This window comes from Rhodococcus cercidiphylli (assembly GCF_033042225.1).
Lineage (GTDB): Bacteria > Actinomycetota > Actinomycetes > Mycobacteriales > Mycobacteriaceae > Rhodococcoides.
On sequence record NZ_JAWLKE010000007.1, the window covers coordinates 114797 to 138782 of the forward strand.

At 63.3% G+C, this 23986-nt stretch carries 28 protein-coding genes; 14 read left to right on the forward strand and 14 right to left on the reverse strand.

All coding sequences use genetic code 11. From position 1 onward, the window contains the following. The first annotated feature begins 24 nt into the window (after positions 1-24). From rpsF to R3P95_RS18765, 7 genes are all read left to right on the forward strand, one after another. Positions 25-312 (forward strand): 30S ribosomal protein S6, encoded by a 288-nt coding sequence (gene rpsF / locus R3P95_RS18735; protein ID WP_008711385.1) that lies wholly within the window; start codon positions 25-27, stop codon positions 310-312. 57 nt (positions 313-369) lie between these two features. Next, on the forward strand, positions 370-921 hold the full coding sequence (locus tag R3P95_RS18740; RefSeq protein ID WP_037195207.1) for a single-stranded DNA-binding protein: 552 nt from the start codon (positions 370-372) through the stop codon (positions 919-921). 42 nt (positions 922-963) lie between these two features. Next, positions 964-1206, forward strand: a complete 243-nt coding sequence (rpsR, locus tag R3P95_RS18745) for a 30S ribosomal protein S18 (protein ID WP_032396926.1) — start codon at positions 964-966, stop codon at positions 1204-1206. A 14-nt stretch (positions 1207-1220) separates the two neighbouring features. Beyond that, positions 1221-1676: a 50S ribosomal protein L9 gene (rplI, locus tag R3P95_RS18750; RefSeq protein WP_032378698.1), complete on the forward strand. Its 456-nt coding sequence runs from the start codon at positions 1221-1223 to the stop codon at positions 1674-1676. Between the two features lie 234 nt (positions 1677-1910). Next, positions 1911-4190, forward strand: a complete 2280-nt coding sequence (locus tag R3P95_RS18755) for a bifunctional SulP family inorganic anion transporter/carbonic anhydrase (protein ID WP_317549131.1) — start codon at positions 1911-1913, stop codon at positions 4188-4190. Positions 4191-4711: 521 nt separating this feature from the next. Then, entirely contained in the window at positions 4712-7354 is a 2643-nt protein-coding gene (gene dnaB, locus R3P95_RS18760) for a replicative DNA helicase (RefSeq protein WP_317549132.1), read from the forward strand. A 77-nt stretch (positions 7355-7431) separates the two neighbouring features. Next, positions 7432-7689 (forward strand): DUF3297 family protein, encoded by a 258-nt coding sequence (locus R3P95_RS18765; protein ID WP_269596037.1) that lies wholly within the window; start codon positions 7432-7434, stop codon positions 7687-7689. 42 nt (positions 7690-7731) lie between these two features. Here R3P95_RS18765 and R3P95_RS18770 read toward each other — a convergent pair whose 3' ends face one another. The 8 genes from R3P95_RS18770 to R3P95_RS18805 form a co-directional block, all read right to left on the reverse strand. Beyond that, positions 7732-9912, reverse strand: coding sequence for a heavy metal translocating P-type ATPase (locus R3P95_RS18770; protein WP_317549133.1), 2181 nt, complete (start codon positions 9910-9912; stop codon positions 7732-7734). 19 nt (positions 9913-9931) lie between these two features. Beyond that, entirely contained in the window at positions 9932-10216 is a 285-nt protein-coding gene (locus R3P95_RS18775; RefSeq protein ID WP_068049254.1) for a DUF1490 family protein, read from the reverse strand. A gap of 91 nt (positions 10217-10307) precedes the next feature. Next, positions 10308-11063: a class I SAM-dependent methyltransferase gene (locus R3P95_RS18780; RefSeq protein ID WP_317549134.1), complete on the reverse strand. Its 756-nt coding sequence runs from the start codon at positions 11061-11063 to the stop codon at positions 10308-10310. Between the two features lie 23 nt (positions 11064-11086). After that, the gene (locus R3P95_RS18785; RefSeq protein WP_317549135.1) at positions 11087-11560 is read right to left on the reverse strand and encodes a GNAT family N-acetyltransferase; all 474 of its coding nucleotides are present in this window, start codon (positions 11558-11560) and stop codon (positions 11087-11089) included. A gap of 14 nt (positions 11561-11574) precedes the next feature. Continuing rightward, a complete protein-coding gene (locus R3P95_RS18790) occupies positions 11575-11910 on the reverse strand; it encodes a hypothetical protein (RefSeq protein ID WP_149408082.1) in 336 nt (111 codons plus the stop codon). 39 nt (positions 11911-11949) lie between these two features. Further along, a complete protein-coding gene (locus R3P95_RS18795) occupies positions 11950-12459 on the reverse strand; it encodes a putative immunity protein (RefSeq protein WP_317797930.1) in 510 nt (169 codons plus the stop codon). 1 nt (position 12460) lies between these two features. Further along, positions 12461-12637 carry a hypothetical protein gene (locus R3P95_RS18800; protein ID WP_188078866.1) on the reverse strand — a complete coding sequence of 59 codons (177 nt, stop codon included), beginning with the start codon at positions 12635-12637 and terminating at the stop codon, positions 12461-12463. Positions 12638-12801: 164 nt separating this feature from the next. After that, a complete protein-coding gene (locus R3P95_RS18805) occupies positions 12802-13173 on the reverse strand; it encodes a VOC family protein (RefSeq protein ID WP_317549137.1) in 372 nt (123 codons plus the stop codon). A gap of 148 nt (positions 13174-13321) precedes the next feature. Here R3P95_RS18805 and R3P95_RS18810 point away from each other — a divergent pair, with 148 nt between their 5' ends. Next, a complete protein-coding gene (locus R3P95_RS18810; protein WP_317549138.1) occupies positions 13322-14002 on the forward strand; it encodes a thiamine pyrophosphate-dependent enzyme in 681 nt (226 codons plus the stop codon). Beyond that, complete coding sequence (locus tag R3P95_RS18815) at positions 14002-14901, forward strand: transketolase family protein (RefSeq protein WP_317549139.1); 900 nt, start codon at positions 14002-14004, stop codon at positions 14899-14901. Before R3P95_RS18810 ends, R3P95_RS18815 begins: the two co-directional genes overlap by 1 nt. Here R3P95_RS18815 and R3P95_RS18820 read toward each other — a convergent pair whose 3' ends face one another. The 3 genes from R3P95_RS18820 to R3P95_RS18830 form a co-directional block, all read right to left on the reverse strand. Beyond that, positions 14902-15360 (reverse strand): DUF6194 family protein, encoded by a 459-nt coding sequence (locus tag R3P95_RS18820; RefSeq protein ID WP_317549140.1) that lies wholly within the window; start codon positions 15358-15360, stop codon positions 14902-14904. A gap of 76 nt (positions 15361-15436) precedes the next feature. Beyond that, a complete protein-coding gene (locus R3P95_RS18825) occupies positions 15437-16060 on the reverse strand; it encodes a luciferase domain-containing protein (protein ID WP_317549141.1) in 624 nt (207 codons plus the stop codon). Positions 16061-16126: 66 nt separating this feature from the next. Beyond that, complete coding sequence (locus R3P95_RS18830) at positions 16127-16705, reverse strand: hypothetical protein (protein ID WP_317549142.1); 579 nt, start codon at positions 16703-16705, stop codon at positions 16127-16129. Between the two features lie 277 nt (positions 16706-16982). On the opposite strand from R3P95_RS18830, the gene R3P95_RS18835 reads away from it, so the two are divergent. After that, a complete protein-coding gene (locus tag R3P95_RS18835) occupies positions 16983-17258 on the forward strand; it encodes a PLD nuclease N-terminal domain-containing protein (RefSeq protein ID WP_317549143.1) in 276 nt (91 codons plus the stop codon). On the opposite strand, the gene R3P95_RS18840 is transcribed toward R3P95_RS18835, so the two are convergent. Further along, positions 17251-18645: an aminotransferase-like domain-containing protein gene (locus tag R3P95_RS18840; protein WP_317549144.1), complete on the reverse strand. Its 1395-nt coding sequence runs from the start codon at positions 18643-18645 to the stop codon at positions 17251-17253. The two genes, R3P95_RS18835 and R3P95_RS18840, sit on opposite strands and share 8 nt — an antisense overlap. Here R3P95_RS18840 and R3P95_RS18845 point away from each other — a divergent pair. From R3P95_RS18845 to R3P95_RS18860, 4 genes are all read left to right on the forward strand, one after another. After that, on the forward strand, positions 18644-19585 hold the full coding sequence (locus R3P95_RS18845; protein ID WP_317549145.1) for a DMT family transporter: 942 nt from the start codon (positions 18644-18646) through the stop codon (positions 19583-19585). The genes R3P95_RS18840 and R3P95_RS18845 overlap by 2 nt on opposite strands. Beyond that, positions 19582-20802, forward strand: a complete 1221-nt coding sequence (locus R3P95_RS18850; protein ID WP_149406755.1) for a pyridoxal phosphate-dependent aminotransferase — start codon at positions 19582-19584, stop codon at positions 20800-20802. Before R3P95_RS18845 ends, R3P95_RS18850 begins: the two co-directional genes overlap by 4 nt. A 124-nt stretch (positions 20803-20926) precedes the next feature. Further along, positions 20927-22090 (forward strand): NADH:flavin oxidoreductase/NADH oxidase, encoded by a 1164-nt coding sequence (locus R3P95_RS18855; RefSeq protein WP_149406756.1) that lies wholly within the window; start codon positions 20927-20929, stop codon positions 22088-22090. Positions 22091-22205: 115 nt separating this feature from the next. Further along, positions 22206-23147: a DUF808 domain-containing protein gene (locus R3P95_RS18860; RefSeq protein ID WP_094638341.1), complete on the forward strand. Its 942-nt coding sequence runs from the start codon at positions 22206-22208 to the stop codon at positions 23145-23147. Between the two features lie 12 nt (positions 23148-23159). On the opposite strand, the gene R3P95_RS18865 is transcribed toward R3P95_RS18860, so the two are convergent. Beyond that, positions 23160-23372 carry a hypothetical protein gene (locus R3P95_RS18865; RefSeq protein WP_149406757.1) on the reverse strand — a complete coding sequence of 71 codons (213 nt, stop codon included), beginning with the start codon at positions 23370-23372 and terminating at the stop codon, positions 23160-23162. A gap of 8 nt (positions 23373-23380) precedes the next feature. Continuing rightward, a complete protein-coding gene (locus tag R3P95_RS18870) occupies positions 23381-23923 on the reverse strand; it encodes an ArsR/SmtB family transcription factor (RefSeq protein WP_317549146.1) in 543 nt (180 codons plus the stop codon). Positions 23924-23986: the final 63 nt, after the last annotated feature.

Consider the following 23986-nt stretch of genomic DNA (forward strand, 5'->3'; position numbering starts at 1 on the left):
GTCCACAGGAGGTGATGAGGTCTTATGCGTCATTACGAATTGATGGTCATTCTCGACCCCAATCTGGACGAGCGCACTGTCGCTCCGTCGCTCGATACGTTCCTCAATGTCGTTCGCAAGGATGGCGGCACCGTCGACAAGGTCGATGTGTGGGGCAAGCGTCGTCTGGCCTACGAAATCCTCAAGCATGCCGAGGGTATCTACGCCGTTGTGAACCTCAACGCCGAGCCTGCCACGGTCAGCGAGCTGGATCGTCAGCTCGGACTCAACGAGTCCGTTCTGCGCACGAAGGTCCTGCGACAGGGCAAGTAATTGTCGTTGCCCGCCTCTAGGCTGGCATCTACAACGCTTACTACTGAAAGAGGAACCATGGCAGGCGAGACCGTCATCACCGTCATCGGAAACTTGACGGCTGATCCAGAACTTCGATTCACCCCCGCCGGTGCGGCGGTTGCCAACTTCACGGTTGCATCCACCCCGCGCACATTCGATCGTCAGACGAACGAGTGGAAAGACGGCGACGCGCTCTTCATGCGCTGCAACATCTGGCGCGAGGCAGCGGAGAACGTTGCCGAGAGCTTGACCCGAGGCTCGCGAGTGATCGTGAGCGGACGGCTGCGGCAGCGCTCGTACGAGACGCGTGAAGGTGAGAAGCGGACAGTCGTCGAGCTCGAAGTCGACGAGATCGGACCTTCACTTCGCTACGCCACCGCAAAGGTCAACAAGGCCAATCGCGGTGGAGGTGGCGGCGGAGGCGGCTTCAACTCCGGCTCCGGCTCCGGTTCCTCCGGCGGATCGGGCGGCGGCCGCTCGAACTCCTCGTCCAACTCCGGTTCCGGCGGAGACGATCCCTGGGGCAGTGCCCCGGCGGCGTCGGGCTCCTTCGGCGGACGTGGCGGAGACGAAGAGCCACCGTTCTAGATCCTTCGATCGAGAACAACCAGATGTAACGGAGAAAGACCCATGCCCAAACCGCCATTGCGCGACAAGGTGCTCAAGAAGAAAGCGTGTTCCTTCTGCAAGGAAAAGAACACGTCGATCGATTACAAGGACACGACGTTGCTGCGTAAGTACGTCAGCGATCGCGGAAAGATCCGTGCTCGCCGTGTCACCGGCAACTGCGTCCAGCATCAGCGTGACGTGGCCGTTGCCGTGAAGAACTCGCGTGAGGTAGCACTGCTGCCTTACGCCGCGACGGCTCGATAGAAAGGGCGATTGGTATGAAACTGATCCTCACCGCTGATGTGGACAACCTCGGTGCGCCTGGCGACACCGTAGAGGTCAAGGACGGCTACGGCCGTAACTTCCTGCTGCCCCGCGGATTGGCCATCCAGGCCACCCGTGGAGCTCAGAAGCAGGTCGACGGCATTCGCCGCGCTCAGGAAGCTCGTGCCGTCCGCGGCCTCGAGCACGCCAACGAGCTCAAGCAGGCCATCGAAGGCCTCGAGGCCGTCACGCTGTCCGTGAAGACCGCGGGCGACTCGGGCAAGCTGTTCGGCTCGGTCACCGCGTCGGACGTCGCTTCTGCTCTGAAGGCTGCCGGTGGCCCGGTCGTCGACAAGCGCAGCATCGATCTGCCGAAGGCTCACGTCAAGAGCACGGGCAAGCACGACATCGTCGTGAACCTGCACCCCGACGTGACCGCGAAGTTCAAGCTGGAGGTCGTCGGAAGCTGATTTCAGCTTTCGGCCCGTTTCGGTCGAACAAAGCCCCACGAACCCTGGGTTCGTGGGGCTTTTTCGTGTCTTCTCACAAAGATCAACTGTCGCAATGGGTTCCGATTTGTGAAGCATCTCTCTTCGGAGGTTCGTGAGCAAAGCTTTGCGTACTCTTTAGGCGGGGCGACATCGAACATCATCACCAACTGGATCCACCCGACCTGACGCCTAGACGCCCGGAGGAACGCTGCCGTGACCACGACCGTGGAACCCGATTCCGACCCCAGTCCCGAGGCCCGACCCGAGCCGCAGTCTCGCGTCGGGTCGATCCTGAAATACGACGTACCGGCCTCGTTGGTCGTTTTCCTTGTGGCAGTACCACTTTCGATCGGTATCGCCGTCGCCTCCGGTGCCCCGATCATGGCCGGCCTCATTGCCGCCGTGGTCGGCGGAATTCTCGCCGGCATACTCGGCGGATCACCGTTGCAGGTCAGTGGGCCCGCTGCGGGACTGACCGTGGTGGTTGCCGAGCTGGTCAACCAATTCGGTTGGGGCGTAACGTGCGCGATCACGGTGCTGGCCGGTGCTGTGCAGATACTGCTGGGAATGAGCCGGATTGCGCGCAGTGCGCTGGCCATCTCGCCCGTGGTGGTGCACGCCATGCTCGCCGGAATCGGTATAACCATTGCGCTGCAACAGATTCACGTACTTCTCGGCGGTGAATCCGAAAGCTCCGCGGTTCAGAACGTCCTCGCCATTCCCACGTCGGTCGCCAACGGCCAATGGCCGTCGATCATCGTCGGCGGAATCGTGGTCGTGCTCATGTTCGGCTGGCCGCGATTGGCTGGAGTGTCGGGCGTGATGGCGAAGATCACGAAGGTGCCGGCTGCGCTGGTCGCGGTGGTCACCGCCACCGCGGTCTCGATCTTCTTCTCCCTGGATGTCGAGCGAATCGAGTTGCCCGGCAACCTGATCGAATCGCTGAGCTTTCCGATCATGCCCGACGGGCAGTGGAGCGCCTTCGCGACCGGCGTCATCACCATCGCGTTGATCGCCAGCGTCGAGAGTCTGCTCTCCGCGGTGGCCGTCGACAAGATGCACAGCGGTGAGCGCACCAACTTCGACCGGGAACTGATGGCCCAGGGAGCGGGCAACATGGCCTCCGGTGCCATCGGCGGTCTGCCGATCACCGGCGTGATCGTGCGCAGCGCCACCAACGTCAAGGTCGGTGCCAAGTCCCGTGCGTCGGCGATTCTGCACGGAGTGTGGATTCTGATCTTCTCGGTGCTGTTCATCTCGATCGTGGAATTGGTTCCGTTCGCCGCACTCGCCGGATTGCTGGTGATGATCGGTGTGCAGCTGATCAAGCTGGCAGACATAAAGATCGCCAACAAGACCGGAGACATCGCGGTCTATGCAGTGACGGTTGTCGGCGTGGTGGCGCTCAACTTGCTCGAGGGCGTGTTGATCGGTTTGGCACTGTCGATCGTTCTCGTGCTGCGCCGTGTGGTGTGGGCGAAGGTTCGCGCAGAGGAGACGGTCGACGGCACCTGGCGCGTCACCACCGAGGGGTCGTTGAGCTTCCTTGCGCTTCCACGATTGACACACGTACTGTCCACCGTCCCCGCAGGCACCGTCGTCACCGTGCATCTGGGAGTGGATTTCCTCGATCATGCGGTGCACGACGCTCTGAACGAGTGGATTCGTCAGCACGAACTCGGCGGCGGCACGGTGAGAGTCGAGGAAGTGGGCACGGCGTCGATGGCAGCTGCTGCCGAGGGGCCGCCCAAGCGCGGATCTGCGACGGTACGTAGCTCGTTGGCACCGTGGCGGGCATGGCAGCTGAAAAACGATGTGACGCAAGATGATTCACCTGTCGCGCTGCGGGCGGTCCTGAGTGGTGTTGCCGAGTATCACCGCACCCACGCGCCCAATATTCGACCGCACCTCGAGGGTTTGACCGAGTCTCAGGATCCCGACACGCTGTTCCTCTGCTGCGTGGATTCGCGCGTGATGCCGAACACGATCACCAGCAGCGGACCTGGCGATCTGTTCACGGTCCGAAACATGGGCAACCTCGTGCCGGCCCAGGGGCAGGACTGCTCGGTGGAGGCAGCGCTGGCCTTCGGTGTCGATCAACTGGGTACCTCGTCGGTGGTGGTGTGCGGACACTCGGGCTGCGGTGCCATGAAGGCGGTGCTGAGTGGACCGGAGAACGCCGCGGACGAGTCGGTGGCGGAATGGCTGGGTCATGCCATGACGAGCCTGGATGCGTACCGCAGCGGGCACGTGGTGGGCCGTCAGGCGGCAGAGCTCGGCTTCGGGGAGGCGGACCAACTCGCGATGGTGAACGTGGCGGTGCAGTTGCAGACGCTCACCCGTCACCGGGTCGTCGGCCGAGCCAATGCCGAGGGGCGGTTGCGCATCACCGGACTGTTCTTCGACATTCCCACGGCACGAGTGCTTCAGATCGGTACCAAGGAGGTCACTGTGCTGGACCCGGCGATGTGCCCGCAGGAGATCGGTAGCTGAGCTTTCGTCAACAGTGTCGAGGGGCCCGATTCCGAGCGTGGAATCGGGCCCCTCGCGCGCAAACGGGACACTGGTCTGTTTCTGTGAGTCATCCCAGCCACTGTGACCTGGTTCACCCCCGGGTTCACCTGGTATTTACTCAACACGCCCGAGCTGTCAATTCGGCCGACACGCCGATCCAGAATCGATGCACAGGAAGAAAACTTTATGTACATGCCCTGACCTGCCGAAAACACCGAAACTCGAAAAGTTATACCCAGGTTATCCCCAGACGGTCAACACGGTTGTTCAAGACCATCCACATTTCGTGCACAGGTTCATCCACAGGCCGTGTTGTGACTCCTGCCGATAGCGCTTAACGTCCGTGCAGCGTCTCTCTCGATGCCGTGCAGCGGCGACGAGACAGTGCGAATCCGGTGCCGAAAAAGCTTGTCGGTGCCCGGGGGTAGAACTTGCTACACAGCACCGCCGGGTGATACCCGACGATGCCGACGACAATGGGGAGAGGACGGCCGGTTCGCGTGGCAGTTGTGGACGATCGAGGACAGTCCGACTACTCCGGCCCCTCGTCAAGCGAGGGGCCCGGCGAGGATTTCGGTCGCCAGCCCCCACAGGACATGGCCGCGGAACAGTCCGTTCTGGGCGGTATGCTGCTGAGCAAGGACGCCATCGCAGACGTGCTAGAGGTGCTTCGTCCCGGCGATTTCTACCGGCCGGCCCACCAGAACGTGTACGACGCCATCCTCGACCTCTACAGCCGCGGTGAGCCTGCCGACCCGGTGACCGTATCGGCCGAGCTGGATCGTCGCGGGGAACTCAAGCGCATCGGCGGCCCGCCGTACTTGATCACCCTCACCCAGACGACGCCGACGGCAGCCAATGCCGGGTACTACGCCGAGATCGTCGCGGAGAAGTCGATTCTGCGTCGCCTCGTACAGGCCGGCACCCGCATCGTGCAGTTCGGTTACGCCGGAGCAGACGGGCAGGACGTCGCCGAGGTCGTCGACCGCGCGCAGGCCGAGGTGTACGAGGTCACCGAGCGGCGCACCTCAGAGGACTTCCTCCCCCTCGAGGAACTCCTGCAGCCCACGATGGACGAAATCGACTCCATCGCCAGCCGTGGCGGCATATCCCTGGGCGTACCAACAGGATTCGCCGAACTCGACGAAATCACCAACGGCTTGCACCCTGGTCAGATGATCATCGTGGCGGCGAGGCCTGGTGTGGGCAAGGCGCTCGCCCTCGACACGCAGCTTCCAACGCCCGACGGCTGGACCACGATGGGCGAGGTGGCGGTGGGCGACCACCTCATCGACGCCCACGGCATGCCGACCAGAGTCGTGGCGGCCACGGACATCATGCTCGATCGACCGTGCTACGAGGTCGAATTCTCCGACGGCACAGTCATCGTCGCCGACGCGGAGCATCAGTGGTTGACCGAGACCAGGGCGTCACGAAAATCGGCGCAGGCCGCGGCGGTCAACTACAACCGGACCCGTAACCAGAAGACGTTCGCTGCCGTGCGCACCACCGAGGAAATCGCGAACACTGTGCGCTGCGCGACGAAGGATGCGCGCATCAATCACTCGGTCACCAATACCGAGGCCGTTCAGTTGCCCGAGCGTGAGCTTCTGGTGCCGCCCTACACCCTCGGCGCATGGCTGGGAGATGGAACGTCGGCCTGCGCGAAGATCACCAGCGCCGATCCCGAAATCATCGCCCGTATAGAAGGCGAAGGTCTGCACGTGGTGGCGTCGGAGAAAGCCGCACTCCGATACTCGATCAAACTTCCTACCGAGGTCGTAGAGGCAAAGGACTGTGTCGTCTGCGGCAAGCAGTTCGTGCCGTTTCCGCTCAATGTCCGTACCTGCGGCCAATCTTGCGGCGGCAAAGCGCGTTTCATGTCCGCTCCGGTCGCTGCACCGACATGCATCGACTGCGGCAAGGTGACGACCGGTTTGCATCGCTGCCAGGCATGCCGCAACTCGATCGGGACCGTGCAGGCGCGTTTACGGACGATCGGCGTACTGGGCGACAAGCATGTACCCATCGGCTACCTCCGTGGTTCCGAGGCTCAGCGACGTGCGTTGTTGGCGGGTCTGCTCGACACCGACGGCACTGTCACCGGGGGTGGCTCGGTTCAGTTCTCGGTGACCAGTGAGCGGCTCGTTCTCGGGGTGCGTGAACTGATCGTCAGTTTGGGCTATCGCGTGCAGATGTCGACCAAGAGGGTCCGAGGTCGCAGCGAAGCGTCGTCGACGGCGTTCACTCTGACGTTCGCGACGGACGATGTGGTGTTCGGTCTGCACCGGAAGCAGATGCTGCACAAGGAACGTCGCGCTGCCGGATCTACCGTGAGGTCGGGATCTCGATTCATCGTCGACGTTCGCCGAGTCGACTCGGTTCCGGTTCGCTGTGTCGAGGTCGACAACGCAGAGCATCTGTATCTCGCCAGCGACTCGATGATTCCGACTCACAACTCGACGCTGTCAATGGATTTCATGCGTTCGTGCTCCATCAAGCACGGCATGCCCAGTGTCATCTTCTCTCTGGAGATGAGTCGCACCGAGATCGTCATGCGACTGTTGTCCGCCGAGGCGAAGATCAAGCTCGGCGACATGCGTTCGGGAAAGATGACCGACGACGACTGGACCAAGCTGGCCCGCCGAATGAGCGAGATCAGCGAAGCGCCGTTGTTCGTCGACGATTCTCCGAACCTGACGATGATGGAAATCCGAGCCAAGGCGCGTCGCCTCAAACAGCGCAACGGTCTGAAACTCATTGTGGTGGACTACCTTCAGCTGATGTCGTCCGGCAAGAAGGTCGAATCCCGTCAGCAGGAGGTCTCGGACTTCTCGCGTCAGCTCAAGCTGTTGGCGAAGGAACTCGAATGCCCGGTGGTCGCGGTCTGCCAGCTGAACCGTGGTCCTGAGCAGCGAACCGACAAGAAGCCGATGGTGTCCGACCTCCGTGAGTCCGGCTCACTCGAGCAGGACGCCGACATGGTGATTCTGCTGCACCGCCCCGACGCGATCGAGCGCGACGACCCCCGCGGCGGTGAGGCCGACTTGATTCTCGGCAAGCACCGTAACGGTCCGACCGCGACGATCACCGTGGCACACCAGCTTCACCTGTCCAGATTCGTGGACATGGCGCGGGGCTAGGGGTCATCAGCGCGGGATCGCGTATTCTCGCTGTGAATCAACCGAGCACCTGACGCCGCATTCGACGAAAGTGATCCATGCCAGAGGACCAGAACGTAGACGTTCCACCGAATCACCTCTCGATCGATCCGCGGAGCCCCTTCTACAACGAAGAAGTTCTTCAGCGGGACGTGGGTATTCGCTTCAATGGCGTCGAAAAGACCAGTGTCCGCGAATACAACGTGACCGAGGGTTGGGTGCGAGTCGAAGTCCCCACCGCGAAGGATCGCTTCGGAAATCCCATGCTCGTCAAGCTCAAGGGCACGGTCGAACCGTACTTCCGCGGCGCGAAGTAGCGGACTTCGTCGAGTACCTCGATCGCGTTCGGGCGCTACTGATCAGATTCGGTATCGGATCAGGCGTGAGCTGTTGCCCACCACCGCGACCGAGGATGCGTTGTGCAGAATCGCAGCGAGCACCGGAGACAGTGCTCCACCGGCGCTGACGACGAGGCCCAGTGCATTCACCGCGATCGACATTCCGTAGTTCTGCCGGATGACGGAGACCGAATGTCGGCCGAGATCGCGAACGTCGAGCAACCGTGTCAGGTCGTCGCTGGCCAGAGCTACATCGGCCGTCTCGACGGCAACATCGGTGCCCGCCAGGCCCATTGCGATTCCGATATCCGCGACGGCGAGTGCCGGAGCGTCGTTGGTGCCGTCTCCGACCATCGCGACGACGTAGCCCTCTTCTTGTAGCTTGCGGACTGCTTCGAGTTTGTCGTCGGGCATCACCTCGGCTCGCCACTCGGCAATGCCCAGTTCGGCGGCTACGGCCGCAGCGGTCTCGGGGTGATCTCCGGTGAGCATGACGATGCGTTCCACACCGTCGGCGCGAAGGGTGTTCAGTACTTCCAGAGCATTCGACCGGACCTCGTCGCGCAGGCTGATCAACCCGACCAACACCCCGTCGACAGCGAGCAGCAATGGGGTCTCGGCCTGACGCTGAAGTCGCGAAACCCAGTCGGCTGCATACTCGGACACGTCGACGTTCTCGCTGCGCAGCAGCGAAGGACTGCCCAGCAGCAAGGTCCGGCCGTCTGCGACGGTGCGCATGCCGAGACCGACGAGCACCTCGCATTCCTCGTGCGGAGGAATGACGATGTGGCGTTCCTCGGTGCTGCGAATCACGGCCTCGGCCAACGGATGTCGAGAATGAATTTCGGAACTGGCCGCGTACGCCAGTACCTGCTCCGGCTCCCAGTCGTCCTGAAACGACACGACATTGGTGACGACGGGACGCCCGACTGTGAGGGTTCCGGTCTTGTCGAACACGAAGGCATCGACTCTGCCTGCCTGTTCCAGATGCGATCCGCCCTTGATGAGAATGCCTCGGCGAGCACCGTTTCCGATAGCGGCGCTGATGGCCGTCGGAGTCGACAACCCCACCGCGCACGGACATGCGACGAGCAGCATGGTCATCGCTCGTCGGACATCGCGGGTGACAACGAGCGTGAGGGCCGACAGGATGAACGACGCGGGTACGAACCGACGTGAGAAGTTCTCTCCCACAGTCTGAATCGGGGCGCGGTCTTCCTGCGCTTCCTCGACACGGGAAATGATGCGGCCGATCGTCGTATCGCGGCCCACCGCAGACGCGCGGATGACGATGCGACCACGAACCACGACGGATCCGGCGTGGATGCGGTCGCCTGCAACGATCGATACCGGCAGTGTCTCACCGGTGATCGCCGACTGGTCGACCACCGCGTCCCCATCGACGACGGTCCCGTCCACCGGAACGCCGACGTGGTCGTGCACGACGACCTCGTCGCCGATCTCCAGCCGATCGACGTCCACGGAGATCTCGGAACCGTCGGGTAGCCGGATCCATGCGGTGTCCTGCGTGCCGGTCAGGAGATCGGAGATTGCCCGACGAGTGCGCTTGAGGGTCAGCTCCTGCAGGTATTCGCCGATGTTGAGCAGCCACAGCACGGTCAGGGCAACGACATTCTCGCGGAGTACGAGACTTGCCACAGTGGCAGCGCTGACGAGCGCGTCGGTGCCGGCGGACCGGTTTCCGGCCAGCGAGCGCAGCGCTCCCTTCAGGAACGGATAGCCGGTGAAGATGGTGGCTCCGGTGGCTACGACACGGCTGGTGGGGCCGAGGATGGGTGGCCGCCGGAAGGCATAGCGACGGAAGCCGAGCAGGACCAGCGCGGCCCCGCCGATGGTCATGCGCAGGACGTCGCCGTTGCTGACGTCCGCAGACCGTGGGCTACGGACTGGTACGAGTCCCCAGTCGGTGGTGCGACCGGCGTTCACTGCGTCGAACAACTCGGCCCGGTCGATGCGGGAGCGGGAGTACCAGACCACAACCGATGCGGTGCGGGGATACGCGTGGACGGCCCGCACGCCGCGAATCTTGTCGACGTGGTCTTCGACGGCGACCGCGCGACCCGGACTGGACCGCAGCCAGTCGACGCGGAGCCGCATGCGGCCGGCTGCGTCGGACAGGATTTCGATGCCATCGGCGCGGTCGGGAGCCGCATCGAGCGAGTGTTCGACGAGCGTCGTCATAGTCGGCGTGCTGTCGCGCTCAGTGCGAGTGGCCGTGGCCGACTTCGGTGGCCGAGGGTGGCGGTACCTCTTCGCCGAGTCGGTCGCGTGCTTCCGCAACGACATCGGACACAGCCAAACGCGCTGATTCGGCGTGGATTTCGGCTTTTCGTGCGGCTCGGAGGCCGAGTTCGGTTGCCGATACCGCAGCCTTGCGGACGGGAGCCTTGTCGTACAGCTTCTTGGCACCGTTGTATGCGGCGACGCCGACTGCGCCTGTTACGACCGTCGATACTGCCTTCGCGACGATGATCGGAAACGCCATGTTGTAGCTCCTCGCATTCGAACCTGACCCACTTATTGGGAATCGTATTCGTTTTGTTCGGCTGTGGCGACTTCCGGGGTCGCGGGAAGCATCATCGGATCGGCATCGTGGTGCGGAACGCTCTGGTCACGTAGGGAAGGTCGATCGTCGTCGAGCCGTTCAGGCCCAGTTCGTCGAACAGTGCGGCGAGATCCTGGTCGATGCGGTTGCGCTCATCGGCGGTGGCAGTGATGTAGAAGCTGCGCGACCGAACCAGGTCGGTCAGCTGGGACCGAGTCACAGTCCGCGACCACGCCCACCGCTCCTCGTCGAGCTGTTGGAACGGTTCTGCGATCGGCGGTGGACCGTCGTCGAACATGGTCAGGGCTCCACCACGTGAGACCACCGAGTTCAGTCGACGAACCCACGGCTGCGATTCGTCGCGAAGGTTCCAGATCAGTCCCAGGGTGCCGCCCGGGCGAAGAACCCGGCCGATCTCGCGTGACGCGGCCACTGGCTCGACCCAGTGCCAGGCCTGTCCGAGCAGAACGGCATCCACGCTTCCGTCTTCCAACGGGAGGGACTCGGCAGTGCCGACGTGGGCGGAAACGCCGGGCACTGCGTCGCGCAGGGCGTCGAGCATGGCGGGATCAGGGTCGACGGCGACGGCATCGCACCCTGCAGCGACGATGATGCGGGTGAGCTTGCCGGTGCCGGCTCCGACGTCGGCGACAAGAGGACGCCTGCCGACCTCGAGAGCGGGTTCCAGCAGCCATTCGACCGCGGCCGACGGGTACTCGGGGCGAGCAGATTCGTACACGTCGGCGACGGTCCCGAACGACGTCGAGCTGTTATCTCGGCTAACCATATAGCCAGGTTACATCTCCTGCGTCAGTTCAGTTCGAGTTCGTAGTAGAGAGCCTTCGGTCCCTCGCCGCGGCCTTCGTGGCAGTCGAACCCACGCTTTTCGTATACGTGTCGCGCCGCCTCGTCGTCCTCGGAGGTATTGAGGTCCATGTAGGTGGCACCCCTGCCGCGTGCGTGCTGGATGACGTCGTCGAGAAAGGTTGTGCCGTGGCCCTTCCCGCGAACACCGGGCTGGATGTAGAACTCGGCGAGGTAGGCCTCGAGGTCTGCGCTGAGAGTACCGGTCCGAAAGCGCAGTACCGCAACACCGATGGCAGGAGTCCCGAATGTCAGCACGCTGGTGTCGCCCGACTTCACCAGAGTATCGAGATGTGCTGCAAGCCAGTCGGGCTCGGGCACCGGGTAGTCGTACTCGCGATTGAAATCGATCAACAGCTGCGCAGCCTCGATGAATTCGGCGGCATCCTGGACGGCACGTGTACCGCTGACCGATGTCATCGACTTCTCCCCCGTCAGTGATCCGGTTGAACGAGATTCTTCGCATCGAGCAGACCGAGACCGGGATGCATCTCTCGTAGCGCTTTGATGGCGTGGACAGTTCTGCCGGATTCTGCGACCACCGCGTCGACATCCTCGGCGGGTACAGCCTCGGGTTCGATCTTGTGGGGCATCAGCCAGGCCCGACCGTGTCGGTGCCAAAGCCATGGGGCGGCTATCGCCAACACTGCCAGCTTCGTCCAGTTCCACATCGTTGGTTCGGTCACTATGTCGGCGATCGTAGAGAACACGACCAAGGCCAGCCAGATGCCGAGCAGATACCGAGTCCACCGACGTTGACGGTCGTTCATGTGCCCATGGTGTCACCGACGCTCGGTCGAGACAATGCGTCAACGACGCAATTCGGTATCGAGTCGAACCATGAGAACGCTGAACCTCGTTCCCCCGACGGCCGGAGACGGATACCGGCGCAAGACCGATCGTAATGACGTGTCGGCCTGGGAATCGATCCATTCGATCTGTTCCGCAACAGCTTTGGGATGAGTGAGCACCAGATGCACGGCAGAACCGAGAATGTGTTTGACCTGATGTGGGCTGTGCAGCGGATGGAGAAAGGCAGCACCGGCCGCGTGCATTGCGGACAGTGCGGCGTCTGTGGCCGCAGATGCCGGCACCTCGCGGGCAGCTTTGTGTGCTGCCCAGGCGAGTTGGCGGAGTGCTGCCGTGCGCTGGCCGGTTTCGGCAAAAGTCTCGGCACCCTCGATCGCCGCGCGTGGACGCGTGTCGTCAGGTTGGGCCATCTCGTAGATCGGCAATGCCCGTCGTGCGCAGGTAGCTGCGAACGCCGCCACGTGTCGAATGTCTTCGAGGCTCAGCTCGACTGCAGCACTCCCAGCCACCTCATGCCTCGCGAGTTCGTCTGCGGGTGAGCACGAATCCGAACTTGGACATAATCAACCCGGTGATCGCACCGAGTGTTGCGCTTGCAATGGGGACCAGGTAGAGCCACAGCGTCGACAGGCCTCGAGTTCGTCGGTTGAACGAATCGTTCATGGATTCCACGAATTCGTCGCTCATCGTGACTCCTCGCAGAGGCTCATAGCCACCCGAATACACGACCCCACTCGTGTTGGTAGTCATCTCACCGATCGCGTACCAACCCAGTGGGGCCAATCCGACTATGAATCCGAACAAGAGCAGAACGATCACGAGATTGCGCACTGTTTCAGGCTGTGTCTTTGTCAACCGTCGTACACCTCCGTGGTGATGCAGAAGGGGTGTCCGGCAGGGTCGAGGAGAACGCGCCAACGGGGGTCAGGCTGGTCCGCCGCCTCGGTCGCTCCGCATTCGACTGCGTAGGAAACAGATCCCGCGAGGTCCCCTCCCGCGTCCAGGTCGAAGTGCACGATCGGCGTCGACGGCCACACGGGCGGAATGTAGTTCGCTACTTTCTGCGCAACGATATTCAGGCCTGCCTGCGTGCGTATGCCCGAGTTCGACGGGTTCTCCCACAACAGCTCTCCACCGAGTAGGGCGAGGTAGAAGCGAGCCAGCTCTGCCGGCTCGGTGCAGTCGATGGACGTCCCCGCTACAGCGAGGTGTGTTCGCGGCATGTCTGGAGACTACGGGCGGTGGTGCGCGCAGTGTCCACAATTCCCCTCGAGAATCTGGAAAGCGCCTCTGAGCACAAATGTTGGACACCCACCGCACCACCCACTTCTGCCTTGACCTCGAGTGCACTCGAGGTTGCAGGGTGGGGTCATGCAAAGGACTTACGACGAGTTGCCGCAACTCATGACACTGATGACGGGCGACGAAAAGCACAGCACCAGTGCCACTTCGACGCTGGATGTGTTGTGGGTGCTGTACTCCGACATCCTGCGGCTCGATCCTGCGAATCCCGATGACCCGAATCGTGATCGGTTCTATCTGTCCAAGGGGCATGGTCCGATGGCGTACTACGCCGTGCTAGCGGCACGTGGATTCTTGACGCCCACCGAGCTCGCGTCGTTCGGCAGCTACCACTCTCCGCTGGGTAATCATCCGGACCGCACGCTCGTTCCCGGGGTCGACATCGGATCCGGATCTCTCGGTCATGGTCTGGCGCTGGCCGCTGGAACTGCTGTCGCGCTGCGGATTCAGAAGTGCATCGCCCGAGTCTTCGTGCTGATCGGCGACGCGGAACTCGACGAGGGCAGCAATATGGAAGCCATTCAATTTGCTGCGCGGTCCGAGTTGGGCAATTTGACCGCCGTGGTGATCGACAACGATTCTGCCGGTCTGGGTTGGCCCGGAGGTATCGCCTCGCGGTTCGCCGTCGAGGGGTGGCACACCTCTGACGTCGACGGTCGAGACCACAGTGCTCTTCGCCAGGCGTTTCGCGCCGATCACGCAGGCCGTCCACATGTGGTGGTCGCTCACGTCGAAAAGAAGGAGAGCTGATGAGTGCATCGCTGAATCAACGCGAGTACTTCTACAGTCTGGTGCCCCGATTGTTGGCGCAGAACGAGCGAACAGCGTTGGTGCTGGCGGAGATCGGAGTCGGATATCTCGAACCACACCTCACCCCCGATATTCGATCGCGGGTGATCAACATCGGGATTCGAGAGCAGGCGATGATCGGCGTCGCCGGTGGTCTGGCCCTGGCCGGAATGCGGCCGATCGTGCACACCTTCCCGCCGTTTCTGATCGAGCGACCCTTCGAGCACGTGAAGCTCGATCTGGGGCACCAGGGCGTCGGTGCCATCCTGGTGAGCTCGGGCGGGTCCTACGGATGGCCGCAGGGAGGCGAGACACATTTCGGTCAGAGAGATGTCGCACTCCTCGACACGCTGGGCGAGTGGACGGTCCACGTCCCCGGTCACGTAGACGAGGTCGAGTGGATGCTGCACGGCGCGGCGGCCACCGACGATCGCGTGTACATCAGGCTCGACGGGGTGTGCAACGATCGCCCGTACGGACGGTCCGACGGGATGTTCACCGTTCTGCAGCAGGGCAATTCGGGAACCGTCATCTCCGTCGGACCGATGACGGACCGAGTTCTGGCCGCGGCGTCGGGCCGCGACCTGACGGTGCTGCATGCGTCGTCGATCAGGCCCTTCGGCAGTGCCACTCTACGAGAGACGCTGACGGCACCGGACATCATGATCGTCGAGCCGTATCTCGCGGGAACGTCTGTGCTGCAGATCGATCGGGCCATTGCCGATGTGCGTCATCGGGTGTTGGGTATCGGGGTGGAGCCCGGAGAGCGTCGCAAGTACGGCACAGTGGCCGAACACGATCGGGCCAACGGCCTGGACGTCGAAGGGCTGTCCCGATCGATGGACGACTTCTTCGCGTGATCAGCCCTGGCGTCGTTCGTATCTGCTCTTGGCAACGTTGTAGGCGGAGTCCAGTAGTTCCCGAACGTGTGTCTCGGTCTGCGCCGACGGGTTGACCACCGAAAGCCAGCCGGCGGTGCCGTATTGAGGATGGGCGGCGATGACATCGTCGCTGTCGGCCTGGGGTGCGTGGGCCGCCTCGCGGGGCGGCACTCCCAGAATCCTCTCGAAATCCTGCTTTCCTGCAACGATATTGACGCGGAACGCGCCTGGCCTGTTCAGTTGGGACAATTCGTCACCCGGGTAGTTCTTGGTCACGATGGTTGCGAACGGCTGCGTCGTCGGGATCGTCCCGTCGGGTGAGTAGTAGAAGAACGCATCGCCCCAAGCAAGTTCGGGAGTTCCATCACCCTCTCGTGGGCGCTGCGTCACGGTGCCCTCGAAGCTGGCGACCACGTTCACGATGTCGTCGAGTGCCATTCATCGATCGTCACATGTTCGGCAGCTTCTGCCCAGAGTTCAGCCGACTTTGTCCGTACCCCGCTCGAGTGCAGAGTCAGGCCCTCGCGGTGGAGATTGCGCGACCGATGATCTGTTCGATTCCGTAGATGTCGTCGGAGTCTCGTGGTGCGTAGAGGAAGACGTAGGTCTCGGGTAGCCCGAGGAGCGGGCGTCCGGCCAAGGGGTGCAATTCGCCCCACCCGGCGGAGATGACGGTCTGGGCGTCGTCCGGCTGCATCACCACGTGCATCGAGCCTTCGCTCTCGTGTACGTGCAGAACTTCGCCTTTCGTTCGCGATATCCACGGCGCGGCAGCATTGATGTCCGAGACGTACAGCGCGTCGCCTCGTCGCTCGAATCGACTGCGCTCCATGTGAAACGGCGATTCCGATCCGGCGTGTTCGGTGACGGCGGCAGTCAGACGCTCGATCGAAGCAGGGGTACCTCGATCGGTGAGTTGGCGATGAGGAATGGGGTGCGGCGCGATCGACGGCCGAAGTCCGGGGCGCTGCTGGAGGTGCCAGTGCAAACCAGGACTCGATGTGCCGGCGACCGTCAGTGGATCGCGTCGAGCAAGTGGCCTCAGGGCAGTGGTGATCAGCCAGCCGCCCACGTTCGCGGGAAGTCCGCCCGGCCCCAGTCCCATCCACGCGGCGTAGTCGTTCTTGACGTTCTGCACAGTCCCCCCCAGGTCACGTCGCTCAGTGACAACGTAGCCCGGAGGGGCCTGTCGTGGGTAGCTCTCTCAGGCCGGGCAGCTCACGGTGTAGGTCCAGACGGTGCCGGCCGGTCCCGTGACGCGCACCAGAACATTGGTTGCGGTGCCGGGCGGAACTGCCACCACCACCGAGCCGACGCCGGTGCTGCCGCCGACATAGCCGGTGTTGTGGATCAGTGCGCCCTGGTAGAACACCTCGATCTGATCGGGAACGTCGACGGTGTCGTAACTGAGAACGAACGACGTCGGTCCGGTTCGACCCAACTCGTGCAGGGTCTCCGTCACGCCCTCTTCGCCCGACAGTGTCGAGGCGTTGCACTGCTGGGTCGCGATACCTCCGTTCGCCGAACCCGTGTCGATCCCGAGGATGCCGCCGGCGATGGCACTTCCGCTGCCGAGAATGCGTACACCGTTGTCGATGATGTTCCCGCCGTCGAGAATCGCACTGCCACTGTCGACGATGGCGCTGCCGCTGTCGACGATCGGGCCGAGTTCGGGCTGGGCCAGGGCCGACGCGGGCGCGGCCAGTGTGAACGCTGCGGCGGTCAGGGCCACCGCCACCGAACGGCGCGCCAGGTTCTTACGAATTCCACTCTTGCTCGACACAATTCCTCCACCGAAAGTACTGGACGGGCTGTCCGTCTCAGCGATGGTGACACAACGGAACCGCGCCGGATATCCCTTGTTCGGATGATCGTTCGGAGCCAAATAGTCTGTGCCCCAGAGGCTTGTGTCGTTCGGTCGACTGAACAACGGGGCCGACCCGGACCGCGTCGTACATCTCGAGATGTACGACGAAATACCCACGCAGACCGATGTGGCGCGGCCTGCCGGTTCGTAACGTTGACCAGGTCAACGAAACAGCAATATCGGAGGAACCGTCATGCACGCCGTAACACTTCTGTCTCAGCAACCGTCCACCACCGAGCAGGTGCTGGGGTGGGGGTTGGGAACCACCGTTCTGGTGGCAGTGCTCGGCGCGGTTGTGCTGTTCGTTGCTGCGCTGGTCAGCATCATCGGCTCGCCGAACTACACCGTCGCCGGTCGCGCAGTGTGGATCTTCGTCGTACTGGCGTTCCCGTTCCTCGGTCCCCTGGTCTGGTTCGTGTGGGGTCGGAAGTCGACGTTTGCCGTCGATGCCTCCAACGGTCTCAGATGATCGAGCCGATCGTGCGCGCCGCGTCGGCGAACTCCCCGGGGTTGGGGCCCGCGTAGTTGAGTCGAAGGTACTTTCCGGTTGGTTCGGCGGGGAAGTAGTCGTCGCCGGCCCCAACGATGACGCCCGCCGACTTGCACTCGCGCACAATGTGTTCCAGATCTGCGTCGTCGCTCAGTCGCATCCAGAGATTGAGCCCACCTCGGGGCACCGCGTCGAGATGTCCACGCGGTGCGAACTCGATGAGGCTGTTCGCCAACAAGTCTCGACGCGAAGCCAGCTGAGTACGCAACCGCCGCAGGTGGGTTCGCCAGGCAGGCTGCGTGACCACATCGAGCGCCACGGCTTGCAGAATCCCGCTGACATACATCGATTCGGCTCCCGCATCGGCGAGGATGCGCTCGTGTGCGGGCCCGCGAGCAATCAGGCCTGCCAGGCGAACCGAGGGTGACACCGTCTTGGTGAGTGAGCGAAGGTAGACGACATGCCCGGCGTCGTCCCGTGCGGCCAGCGGACTCGGCTCGGCGGTGATGCCGAAATCGTGGGCCGAGTCGTCCTCGATCAGAAACGCGCCGTGGCGTCGAACAGTGGCGAGGATCTGTTCGGACAATGTGGGCGACCACTGTGCACCGGTGGGGCTGGCGAACGTGGGTTGGGCATAGAACGCCCGAGCGCCGGTGTGCGCGAATGCCCGAGCGAGCGCGTCGGGGTCCGGACCGTCGACGCCGCTGGGTATCGGTACGACGCGGACACCTGCCTGCGTGGCAGCAAGGATCGCGCCCCAATATGTCGGGGACTCCATGAGCAACGGCCGCCCGGCACCGACGAGGGCCCGAAATGCCGTGCTGAGTCCGGTCTGGCTGCCGGGGATGATGACGACGTCACTGGCCGACGGTGGCGTGATGCCCAACGGTGTCGACATCCCCAGCTCGGCGGCGAACCATGCCCGCAGTTCCGGCAGACCTGCTGTGGGTGGTCGGTCGATCACCGCGTCGGTGCGGGAGGCGCGAGTGAAGGCCGCGTGAACGAGCCGCTCCGGCAACAACTCCCGAGCCGGATAGCCAGAATGCAGAGCGATCACGTCGCTGGAGGTCGACTGCAGAGCCGCCGGCAGTTGCAGTCGATTGTCCGGCGCTCCCAGAGCTGCAGTCTGCCATCCGTAATCGTTGGGGCGGGCTGTGCGCACCGTCTTGACGAATGTGCCGACACCAGGCCGGCTTTCGATGACGCCCTGCGCGATGAGCGTGCGGAGAGCCTTCTGAACCGTGACCGGGCTTGCCGAATGTTCGGCGACCAGGGCGCGGGTGGACGGCAGCCGGGCTTCCGGTGGCGCAGTCGCAATCCATATTCTCAGTGCAGACACGATCCGGGAACTGCTATCGTCGGACATGACACAGCATAGTAGCGCTACTCGGTCTGGGACGGGTCTGCTATCCCGCGCCGGACTGCTCTGGGGCCTGGCAGGCGTCACGGCGTTCTCGTTCACTGTGCCGCTGACCCGCGTCGCCGTCACCGGGGGTCTGTCCCCGCTTTTCGTCGGAACTGGACGCGCTGTGGTCGCCGCCGCATTGGCTGCGGTAGCGCTCGCCGCTACTGGGCAACGGCTGCCTCAGGGGCGGCAGTGGATGCGGCTCGCGGTGATCGCGGCCGGTGTCGTCATCGGCTTCCCGGTGCTCACCTCGTACGCCCTCACCACTGCATCGGCCGGGCACAGCGCCGTTGTCATCGCATTGCTGCCGGCCGCCACCGCCGTCGTCGCTGTTGTCCGCGAACGGCAACCCGTGCGGCCGATGTTCTGGTTGGTCGCAGGCGTGGGCGCTGCCGTCGCAGTCGGATTCGCTGCTCTGCAAGGTGGGCAGTCGGCGGGTGTGCAGTGGTCGGATCTGCTGCTGCTCGGAGCAGTGGTCGCCGCGGCGGTGGGATACGCCGAGGGCGGCCTGTTGTCGCGAGAACTCGGCGCGTGGCAGACGGTGTCGTGGGCGCTGGTCGTGTCCGTACCGGTCACCGGCGCATCGGCCGCGTTCGCGTGGTGGCAGCAACCCTCGACAGCCGGCGCGCCCGAGTGGACAGCCTTCGGGTATCTGGCGGTGGTGAGTATGTACCTGGGGTTCTTCGCTTGGTACCGGGGACTGGCAATCGGTCCGATGTCCAGCGTCAGCCAGGTCCAGTTGATCCAACCTGTGCTCACCATCTGCTGGGCCGCGATCATCCTGCGCGAGGGCTTGACGTGGCCGGTGATCGTGGGTGGAGCGGCGGTCATCGTGTGTGCAACAGTGGCGGTCCGGACCCGGATGTCGCCGACCGTTCGGCAGGAGGAGTTTTCGAAATGACGAAATCGATCGATCAGGCGCGCAAGCTCGAGAACGTGCGGTACGACATTCGTGGACGCATTCTGGACAAAACCGAAGAACTCGAGGAGCAGGGGCACGCGATCCTGCGGCTCAACGTCGGCAATCCTGCCCCGTTCGGTTTCGAGGCACCGGACGAGATCATGATGGCAATGATCCGCAACCTCCCTACCGCACAGGGCTATTCGGACTCCCGCGGTCTGTTCTCCGCCCGTACCGCGGTGGTCCAGTACTACCAGACCAAAGGCCTGACCGATCTCGACGTGGGCGACGTCTACCTCGGCAACGGGGTATCGGAATTGATCACGATGACGATGCAGGCGCTGTGCAACCCGGAAGACGAAATCCTGATCCCGTCGCCCGACTATCCGTTGTGGACGGGCTCGGTAGCCCTCGCCGGGGGCGTACCCGTCCACTATCTGGCCGACGAAAGCCAGGACTGGGCACCGGACTTCGAGGACCTCGAAGCCAAGATCACCCCCCGCACCCGTGCGATCGTGGTGATCAATCCCAACAACCCGACGGGAGCGGTGTATCCGCGTGAGGCGCTGGAGCGATTCGTCGACCTGGCGCGGAAGCACGATCTTATTCTGCTTGCCGACGAGATCTACGAGAAGATCGTCTACGACGGGGCGGAGATGATCAATCTCGCCACTCTGACGGGCAAAGATGTTCTGTGCCTGACCTATTCGGGTCTGTCGAAAGCGTACCGGGTGTGTGGATTTCGTGCCGGTTGGCTGGCGATCACGGGCCCGCGTCGGCGTGCGGCGAGTTTCATCGAGGGCATCACCCTGCTGTCCAACATGCGCATGTGTGCGAATGTCCCGGCGCAGCACGCGATACAGACCGCGCTCGGCGGTAGGCAGTCGATCGAGGATCTCCTACTTCCGGCGGGCAGGCTGACCGCGCAGCGCGATCTGGCGCATCGCATGCTCAACTCCATCGACGGAATCAGCTGCGTGCAGGCAGCGGGTGCGCTGTACATGTTCCCCAAACTCGACACCGAACGCTTCGGCATCGTCGACGACGAGAAATTCGTCCTCGACTTGCTCGAGTCCGAGAAGATTTTGGTCAGCCACGGCCGCGCATTCAATTGGGATGTGCCCGATCACTTCCGACTGGTGACCCTGCCCAACGTGGACGACCTCGCAACGGCACTCGAGCGGCTGGGCAACTTCATGAGCTCGTACCGGCAGTGAAGATCGGCCCTCACACTCGGGTGAGTTCGACGGTGAGAAAACCGTCACCGATTTGCACCACCGGTGTAGTCGGTCGAAACGTGCCAGGTGATGAGGTGGTTCTACCGAGGAAAGGACCACTGCCATGCCCGATCTCTTCAGTCCGTTCACGCTCAAAGGCGTCACGCTTCGAAACCGCATCGCCATGTCGCCGATGACGATGTACCGCGCCGTCGACGGGAAGATGAACGACTTCCACCTCATGTATCTCGGTGCGCGTGCGGCAGGCGGCTTCGGGATGGTGTTCCCGGAGCAGGTTGCGATCACGCCCGACGGACGAACCACTCCCGGATGCGCCGGGATCTACGACGACGATCAGATCGAGGGTCACGCTCGCGTGACGGCGATGATCAAGCAGATGGGATCGGTTCCGGCGATTCAGCTGGGCCACACCGGACGCAAGGGCAGTGAAGTGCCACCGTGGCAGGGCGGACACCAGCTTCCGGCAGACCATCCCGACGGTTGGGAGTGTGTTGCGCCGTCGGCGATTCCCTACGGCGGCGACCACTCGTTCCCCGTCCACGAACTCACCGTGCCCGAGATCAAGGCGATCCATCAGAGCTACGCCGACGCAGCTGTTCGTGCTGCGGAAGCCGGGTACGAGTGGCTCGAAATGCACTACGCCCATGGTTATCTCGGTGCCAGCTTCTTCTCCCCGCTGGCGAACCAGCGCACCGACCAGTACGGCGGAAGCCTGGAGAACCGGGCACGGTTCCACCTCGAGGCACTCGACGCGGTGCGTGAGGTGTGGCCCGAGAAGTACCCGCTCACCATGCGATTGGGCTCGGACGACCATCACCCCGACGGAGTTCAGTTCGACGAATCCATGATCGCCATCGGATGGATGAAGGAACACGGCCTGGACATGGCGGATGTCAGCCTCGGCTTCAACACCGACGACATGGTGGACCCACCGTTCGGCGACATGGGGTTCATGGTCGAGCGCGCCGCGCGGGTCAAGCGTGAGCTGGATATTCCGGTGACGTGCAGCTGGAACCTCGGTGTTCCGGAAAATGCGGACGCCGTGATCCGCGACGGCAAGATCGATGTGGTGTTGCTCGGTCGTCCGGCGCTGGCCAACCCGCACTGGCCGGTGTGGGCTGCACGCGAGCTCGGCCACGGTGACCCGTTCTCGCTGGTGCCCGAGGACTGGAGCTGGTGGTTGAAGAATTTCCGAGGACACGACCCGAGCATCGGATTGCCGCCTGCGAAGGTCGTCGAGGTCGAGGAGGAGCGCAAGATCGCGTAGCCACCGACAAGGAGGGGCCGGACGGCGATCACAGACCACCTGCGGACGGTAGGGTTCCAAGGGCTCGCATCATGAGGAGCCCAGTGGTGTTCTCGTATCGACGCGGAGGTTTGTGATGGCCGGCGGACTCGTAGCCCTGCTCGACGACGTGGCAGCGCTGGCGCGTCTGGCAGCTGCGTCCATCGACGATGTCGGTGCGGCGACAGGCAAGGCGACGGCCAAGGCCGCCGGCGTCGTGATCGACGACGCAGCGGTGACGCCGCAGTACGTTCGCGGTCTCGCAGCCGAACGTGAACTGCCCATCATCAAGCGCATTGCCGTCGGCTCGCTGCGCAACAAGCTGCTCATCATTCTGCCGATCGCCTTGTTGCTCAGTCAGTTCCTACCGTGGCTGTTGACGCCGATTCTGATGCTCGGCGGCTGCTACCTCAGCTATGAGGCCGCGCACAAGATCTGGGGTGCGCTGTTCGGCCACGGCGACCATCACGCCGCCGCCGAGGACGAGCCGCGCGACGAGGACACCGTTGTCTCCGGCGCAGTGCGCACCGATCTGATTCTGTCCGCCGAGATCATGGTCATCGCGCTGGACACCATTGCTGCAGAGGACTTTTGGAGCCGCCTGATCATCCTGGCGGTTGTCGCCGTTGTCATCACGATCGTCGTGTACGGAGTCGTCGCGCTCATCGTGAAGATGGACGACATCGGTCTGAAACTGGCCGACGGCTCCACCGGATTCGTGGAGAAGTTCGGCCGAGGCCTGGTCAAGGGCATGCCGAAGGTCATGTCGGTGCTCTCGGTCGTCGGCACCGCGGCGATGCTGTGGGTCGGCGGACACATCCTGCTCGTCGGTATCGACGAGCTCGGATTCCATCCGATCTACGAACTCGTGCACCACGGCGAGGATGCCGTACGAGGCGTGGCCGGCATCGGCGGAGTGCTGGCGTGGATCGTCAACACCCTCGCGTCGGCGATCATCGGCGCGATCGTGGGCGGCATCATCGTCGCTGCGCAGCTGGGGATCTCGAAGGTACTCGCCAAGCGGGCTGCCGCGAAGTAGTGGCCGCTTTCCTCACCGATGAATGAGCTCGAGCACCCTTCGCTCGGACACGGAGACATCGGCGAGCGATGCCGTCAACTCGTCCCATGCGCGCTGAACGCGAAGTTCGTCGCGGCGCAGGCGTTTCTGGGCAGCAGCCAGTCTGCGGCGCTCGGCTCGAAGCACATGCAACTCGCGATCGTGCCGGGCGATGAACAGGTACGTGTGCGGATCGAACGGATACATGCCAACTCCTATGGTGTCGTGGGGAATCCGTGCATCAGAACCATGACGTGTTCGCGGTCCCCCGAGGTCGCGGCTTCCCCATGTCGACGCCACCTGTCCACGACGGCACGTAATTCCACGTCCATCTCGGCGGTTTCGCTCGCGGTCAGTCGCAGGACGTTGTCGGTGCTGAAGGCAGCCGATACCCACTCCGGACCCCAGGATTCGGATGTTCGATCGAAGTTGCGCAGACGAGACCACTGGTGTGCCAACCAGGAGTCCTTGGATGCTTTCGCAACCTGTAGCGATTCGGGTGAGTCCGCAAAGTCGTTCTCGGACCAGCTGAACCCGTTCTCGTTGGCCTCCGACCACCAGCGCTGACGTTTGTCCGATCCGTTCTCGACCTCCTTCACGAACCCGTGCTCGGCGAGTTTCCGCAGGTGATAGCTCACCGAGGCGGGTGACTCGTCCACCAGATCGCCGAGCTGGGTCGCTGTCATGGACTTGTTGGCGCGCAACGCATAGAGCAGTCGCAGCCGGATGGGATGCGTCAGCGCCTTCAGCTCGGACATGGCCGTCAGCTTCCGCGGCGTCCGATCCGGAGGTGGTGGGGGCATACGACAACCATAACCCGA

Bases quoted from the DNA above. Each gene is read 5' to 3' on its own strand.
- rpsF (WP_008711385.1), top strand. From the start codon at position 25: ATGCGTCATTACGAATTGATGGTCATTCTCGACCCCAATCTGGACGAG.
- R3P95_RS18740 (WP_037195207.1), top strand. From the start codon at position 370: ATGGCAGGCGAGACCGTCATCACCGTCATCGGAAACTTGACGGCTGAT.
- rpsR (WP_032396926.1), top strand. From the start codon at position 964: ATGCCCAAACCGCCATTGCGCGACAAGGTGCTCAAGAAGAAAGCGTGT.
- rplI (WP_032378698.1), top strand. From the start codon at position 1,221: ATGAAACTGATCCTCACCGCTGATGTGGACAACCTCGGTGCGCCTGGC.
- R3P95_RS18765 (WP_269596037.1), top strand. From the start codon at position 7,432: ATGCCAGAGGACCAGAACGTAGACGTTCCACCGAATCACCTCTCGATC.
- R3P95_RS18770 (WP_317549133.1), bottom strand. From the start codon at position 9,912: ATGACGACGCTCGTCGAACACTCGCTCGATGCGGCTCCCGACCGCGCC.
- R3P95_RS18775 (WP_068049254.1), bottom strand. From the start codon at position 10,216: ATGGCGTTTCCGATCATCGTCGCGAAGGCAGTATCGACGGTCGTAACA.
- R3P95_RS18780 (WP_317549134.1), bottom strand. From the start codon at position 11,063: ATGGTTAGCCGAGATAACAGCTCGACGTCGTTCGGGACCGTCGCCGAC.
- R3P95_RS18785 (WP_317549135.1), bottom strand. From the start codon at position 11,560: ATGACATCGGTCAGCGGTACACGTGCCGTCCAGGATGCCGCCGAATTC.
- R3P95_RS18790 (WP_149408082.1), bottom strand. From the start codon at position 11,910: ATGAACGACCGTCAACGTCGGTGGACTCGGTATCTGCTCGGCATCTGG.
- R3P95_RS18800 (WP_188078866.1), bottom strand. From the start codon at position 12,637: ATGAGCGACGAATTCGTGGAATCCATGAACGATTCGTTCAACCGACGA.
- R3P95_RS18805 (WP_317549137.1), bottom strand. From the start codon at position 13,173: ATGCCGCGAACACACCTCGCTGTAGCGGGGACGTCCATCGACTGCACC.
- R3P95_RS18810 (WP_317549138.1), top strand. From the start codon at position 13,322: ATGCAAAGGACTTACGACGAGTTGCCGCAACTCATGACACTGATGACG.
- R3P95_RS18815 (WP_317549139.1), top strand. From the start codon at position 14,002: ATGAGTGCATCGCTGAATCAACGCGAGTACTTCTACAGTCTGGTGCCC.
- R3P95_RS18820 (WP_317549140.1), bottom strand. From the start codon at position 15,360: ATGGCACTCGACGACATCGTGAACGTGGTCGCCAGCTTCGAGGGCACC.
- R3P95_RS18835 (WP_317549143.1), top strand. From the start codon at position 16,983: ATGCACGCCGTAACACTTCTGTCTCAGCAACCGTCCACCACCGAGCAG.
- R3P95_RS18845 (WP_317549145.1), top strand. From the start codon at position 18,644: ATGACACAGCATAGTAGCGCTACTCGGTCTGGGACGGGTCTGCTATCC.
- R3P95_RS18840 (WP_317549144.1), bottom strand. From the start codon at position 18,645: ATGTCCGACGATAGCAGTTCCCGGATCGTGTCTGCACTGAGAATATGG.
- R3P95_RS18850 (WP_149406755.1), top strand. From the start codon at position 19,582: ATGACGAAATCGATCGATCAGGCGCGCAAGCTCGAGAACGTGCGGTAC.
- R3P95_RS18855 (WP_149406756.1), top strand. From the start codon at position 20,927: ATGCCCGATCTCTTCAGTCCGTTCACGCTCAAAGGCGTCACGCTTCGA.
- R3P95_RS18860 (WP_094638341.1), top strand. From the start codon at position 22,206: ATGGCCGGCGGACTCGTAGCCCTGCTCGACGACGTGGCAGCGCTGGCG.
- R3P95_RS18865 (WP_149406757.1), bottom strand. From the start codon at position 23,372: ATGTATCCGTTCGATCCGCACACGTACCTGTTCATCGCCCGGCACGAT.
- R3P95_RS18870 (WP_317549146.1), bottom strand. From the start codon at position 23,923: ATGTCCGAGCTGAAGGCGCTGACGCATCCCATCCGGCTGCGACTGCTC.